At 42.9% G+C, this 4,905-nt stretch carries 3 protein-coding genes and 1 pseudogene; all 4 read right to left on the bottom strand.

Annotated features, from left to right (window positions below):
- On the bottom strand, nucleotides 1-373 hold a 373-nt coding region (locus JCM10512_RS23150), incomplete at its 3' end, for a hypothetical protein (RefSeq protein WP_206777886.1).
- 250 nt (nucleotides 374-623) lie between these two features.
- Nucleotides 624-1,151 (bottom strand): hypothetical protein, encoded by a 528-nt coding sequence (locus tag JCM10512_RS20705; RefSeq protein WP_148298510.1) that lies wholly within the window; start codon nucleotides 1,149-1,151, stop codon nucleotides 624-626.
- Between the two features lie 423 nt (nucleotides 1,152-1,574).
- Nucleotides 1,575-4,021: pseudogene (gene galB / locus JCM10512_RS20700) on the bottom strand (beta-galactosidase GalB).
- Between the two features lie 101 nt (nucleotides 4,022-4,122).
- Nucleotides 4,123-4,905, bottom strand: a 783-nt coding sequence (locus JCM10512_RS20695; protein WP_044165800.1) for a glycosyl hydrolase 53 family protein, incomplete at its 5' end; no start/stop codon positions are given.

The raw sequence follows: 4,905 nt of genomic DNA, 5'->3' as shown, positions 1-4,905 counted from the left end.
TCTCTGCTGGAAGAAGTAGCAGGAGATATTTTAGGTCACCTTTTAAATCGAAAAACAATCTCACATATGTAGAAATTGAATCGTTTTTCTTGCAATAGGGCCCTAAAACTTCTTGACATATAATACTGGGCGTTCTTCCAGTGGTAGTTGGTATCTTCATTCTACCTTGCCAAGGTTCTGATTCTACACCTTCAAAGGGGTTCTTCTTATTTCTGATTTTTTTATCGCCATTGCTTTTGTACTCAATAATATATGTGTTCGAATCCGTCTTTTCATACTCAGTCTTTAGGGTATAGATTGTTAAACTTTTCTTTTGAGAGAAAATACAGGTGAGACTGCATAAAACCAAGGTAAATACTATAATCCTTTTCATACGCATACTTTTAAAAAATAGATTACTCTTTATTTGATAGAAATGCTATTATGTAATAAGCTTTCTGGAAAGCTATTTAAAGAGGTGCCTCCGTTTCTGAACATCAGTTTAATAACCATTAAGAAAGTGTGGCATTGCCGAACACGGTTGTAGCTGTTTTTATTTTATATATACCGTATATGCTCCACTAGAGGCAAAACTTATTGCACTTAAAATGTAAAAATAATACCTAAAATGGTGAAGTCTCGTTTCATAATGTAGTTTTTGGGGGTCTTACCCAGAAGAGTTCTACCAATAAAATGTAATTAACTCCTTTTGCTTTCTCAGGATCATATACAGGTTGAATTTTAAATTCTTTTTTTAATTTATCTTCAATTTCCTCAATAGCTCTGATAGGAATAGGTGTCTCTGCTGGAAGAATTAGAAGGAGATACTTTAGGTCACCTTTTAAATCGAAAAACAATCTCACATATGTAGAAATTGAATCGTTTTTCTTGCAATAGGGTCCTAAAACTTCTTGACATATAATACTGGGCGTTCTTCCAGTGGTAGTTGGTATCTTCATTCTACCTTGCCAAGGTTCTGATTCTACACCTTCAAAGGGGTTCTTCTTATTTCTGATTTTTTTACGGCTATTGCTGTTGTACTCAATAATATATGTGTTCGAATCCGTCTTTTCATACTCGGTCTTTAGAGTATAGATTGTTAAACTTTTCTTTTGAGAGAAAATACAGGTGAGACTGCATAAAACCAAGGTAAACACTATAATCCTTTTCATACGCATACTTTTAAAAAAACAGATTACTCTTTATTTGATAGAAAGGCTATTATGTAATTTATAAAGGCGTAATATACGAAGAAAAAACAATTTAAAGAATTTTCTTTAAATTGTTTTTTCTTGAAAGGAATTTGAAGATCATGATTTAGAAAACTCCGGGCATTTCCCAGAAGCATATAGCGCATCAGTCAGAATTCCTAAATCACAATTGTTTAGTTCTTTATAGGCCTTAAATAGATCAAAAGTCCATTGTATATCTTCCTCTGAAATAGCAACAGATGGTACGCCTCTTGCGTGATTTTACTTAGCCAATCGCGATGCTTTTTGTCGTGTTCACCTGTTGCTTGGTTAGTTAAAAAGGTGTATCCGTGTCTCTTTCTTTTTCAGGATCAAAGTATAATAGGCAATTTATCTATGAATGCTTTATTTTACTTGGATACGGATATTACCGCTTTTCACTCCGCTAGCTTTCGCATTCAGAGTCAGTTCACCGGATGCTCCGTACTCTGTACGATTACAGTCAGCATACCGCTGAATGCATGCATCTTTGGTAAGTGGAACAGATCCAGACAAGTAGGATCACCATTGGCGGCAGCTTTGTACTTACCGGCTCCGGTGACGGAGAAGTTAATCAACCGTCCATCGGCAGGACATAGATTGCCGTCTTTATCCACTACTTTCACTGTTACATACGCCAAGTCTTTTCCGTCGGCAGTCAGTTCGTTGTGATTGCTGACCAGTTCCAAATGGTGTGGTTTACCGGCTGTGCGGACCTTTTTCTCGGCTACTGCTTTGCCGTCCTTATCGTACGCAACGACTTTCACTTCACCCGGCTCGTAAACAGCGTCCATCCACATCAGGCGATAACGGCTCTTTAACGAACTATTATTTTTACTTTGCTTGCCTTGACTTTTCCCATTGATGAAGAGTTCGGCAGTGGGGTAGTTGGTATATACAAATATGGGCGTCACTTCGCCTTCCCGTCCTGGCCATGTCCAATGAGGAAGAATATGAAGTGTTTCGGCATTCTTATTCCAAATGCTACGGTAAAGATAATAACGGTCCTTAGGTAGGCTGGCTAAGTCGATAATACCAAACATCGAACTATGGTTAGGCCATGAATCGGTATCATATGGAGATGGTTCGCCCAAATAGTCGAAGCCGGTCCAAACGAACTGCCCCATTGTCCAGTGATGATCGTCGGCCAACGCAAAGTCTTCATCCGGAATGTTTGACCAAGAACAAGCTTCTACATCATAGGAAGAACATTGGTTATCGTCATATTTGACACCCTTCTTTTCCTCAACGGGGAATTTGTATATGCCGCGCGAGCTAACTGTTGAGGCTGTTTCACTACCTAGAATTAAATTCTGGGGTAATTGATCGTATGCTTCCTGATAGCGATTGTCACGGTAGTTAAGTCCCGGAATATCAATCATGGCAGCAAAACCGTTGGCAAGTACGCAAGTCACCTGATCCATGCCGCAAGTTACCGGACGGGTAGGGTCTTCGCGGTGACAGATGTCCTGCAAGAATTTGGCCACTTTATAACCTACGGGGCTGCACTGGGTAGGAACCTCGTTGCCGATGCTCCACATCACTACACACGGATTGTTGCGGTAGTTATGCAGCATATTCACCATGTCTCGCTCTGCCCATTCGTTGAAATACCGGTGATAGCCGTTCTCACATTTGGCGATATCCCATTCGTCGAACGGTTCAATCATCATCATGAAACCCATTTCATCGCATAGTTCCACCAATTCGGGAGTCGGCATATTGTGAGCCGTGCGAATAGCGTCGCAACCCATATCTTTCAGCAATTCCAACTGGTAACGGAGCGCAGCGGTGTTGACAGCAGCTCCCAAGGGACCCAAGTCGTGGTGGTTGCATACTCCCTGAAACTTACGATGTTGTCCGTTCAGATAGAAGCCTTTGTCAGCTATGTATGCAAGTGAGCGAATACCAAAGCGAGTGGTATAAGTATCGACCAATTGATCGTCCGCATAGATTTTAGATACCGCTTTGTAGAGCGACGGGTTTTCCGGCGACCAAAGGGAGGGGTTGTTGACTATGAAGTTCTGCTCGAAAGGCTGTTCATGATTGATGCGCCCAGTGTTCGCTTTTTGCACGGCAACACTGCCATCCGGAGCTATAATAGCTGTCTCAATCCGGATCTTGGTCTTGGCACCCGTATTGGCAATCTTTGTTTGCAAACGTACGGCAGCAAAGTCTTTCTCTACATGAGGAGTCGTGAGCTGCGTTCCCCATACAGGCACGTGTACCTTTTCGGTAACGATGAGGTGAACGTTTCGGTATAAGCCCGCTCCCGGATACCAACGCGAAGACTGCGGACGGTTTTCCAAACGTACCGCCAATGTATTGCTTTTACCATCTTTGTTCAGGAAAGGAGTGACGTCGCAGTGGAACGTGTTGTAGCCAAAAGGCCAGAAACAAGCTTCCTGCCCGTTTACATAGACGCGTGCTTCGCTCATAGCCCCGTCGAACTTGAGGGTAACATCCTTACCGACAGGTACGTCAAAGCTCGTGCGATACCATCCGACGCCTACATACGGGAGTCCTCCGGTACGTCCGGTTTTAAGCGACGCTTTATTTTCAGCGTTTTGAGTTATCGCTACATTCTGGAGATCGTTGTATTTATCGAACGGACCATATATAGCCCAATCGTGAGGGATAACGACCGACTCCCATTTTGAATCGTTAAATTCCGGTTGGCTGGCTTCTTTAAAATCACCTTTAGAGAATTTCCAGTTCTTTTCGAGTAAGGTTTCGTTTCGCTGCGCATACAGTGTACATGTTGCAGCCATTAAGAGTACAGTCAGTAACTGTTTTGGGTGTTTCATATTCATTTTGCTTTTCAGGTATATAATTTTGGATTTTATAGATATCTTTACCCCGGGATGTCTTTTCGACAGCACCGGGGTAAAGATATGAAAAGTAATCAATAAAATTACCGTTTAAAGGCATTAAAAGCACTGGTTGGCTTGCCACTGTCATCAAACAAACCTTTGTGATAACCTTTCCAACCACCATAGCTTTGCGGCTCCCAAGAGAAAACGCCGAGGCACTGATCCACCTGCTTTGCCTTTGTCATGAAATCAGTAAAGAAGTCTTCAGCCTCTGTATAATTCCAGTTAATGCCCAGTTCGCACATCATGACCGGGGTTTGGTATCGTGCGATCAGGTTCTTCATGTTTTCGATGCAATCGTTGTTCATCTGTCTCCAATCTTCGCTATCCGGGTTCGGATAGAGCGACATACCGATCACATCCCATTTCCCACCGTCAGCTTTCAGGCCGTCGAACAGCCAGATATAGCGATTTGGGTTATTTCCCTGGTCAATGTGTACAATCACTTTAGCTTTCGGATAGATGGTTTTCACGGCATCATAACCGGATGTAACCAGTTTGGCAAAGTTAGCCGTGTTGCCGCTACTAGCCGCGCCATCAGGCTTCAGCATACCGCTGCGCGTCTCGTTGCCTACCTGCACCCATTCAACGTCTATGCCTCGTGCTTTAATGGCACTTAGCACATCGGTAGTATGATCGGCTACTGCTTTCTGTAATTCTTCGAAAGATAGGTCCGCCCAAGCCGCAGGTTTCTCTTGTCGTCCCGGGTCTGCCCATATATCACTGTAATGGAAGTCGATCATGATGCGGTAGCCCAAGTTATGAGCACGCCACGCTTTGGTCACTACATCTTCTTTATTGCACCATCCCTCGGGATTGAAAAA

The organism is Bacteroides reticulotermitis JCM 10512, from assembly GCF_000517545.1.
In the GTDB taxonomy this organism is placed as follows: Bacteria; Bacteroidota; Bacteroidia; order Bacteroidales; family Bacteroidaceae; genus Bacteroides; species Bacteroides reticulotermitis.
The sequence above is the reverse complement of the archived record's forward strand: the minus strand, read 5'-3'. Positions and strand labels throughout refer to the sequence as shown.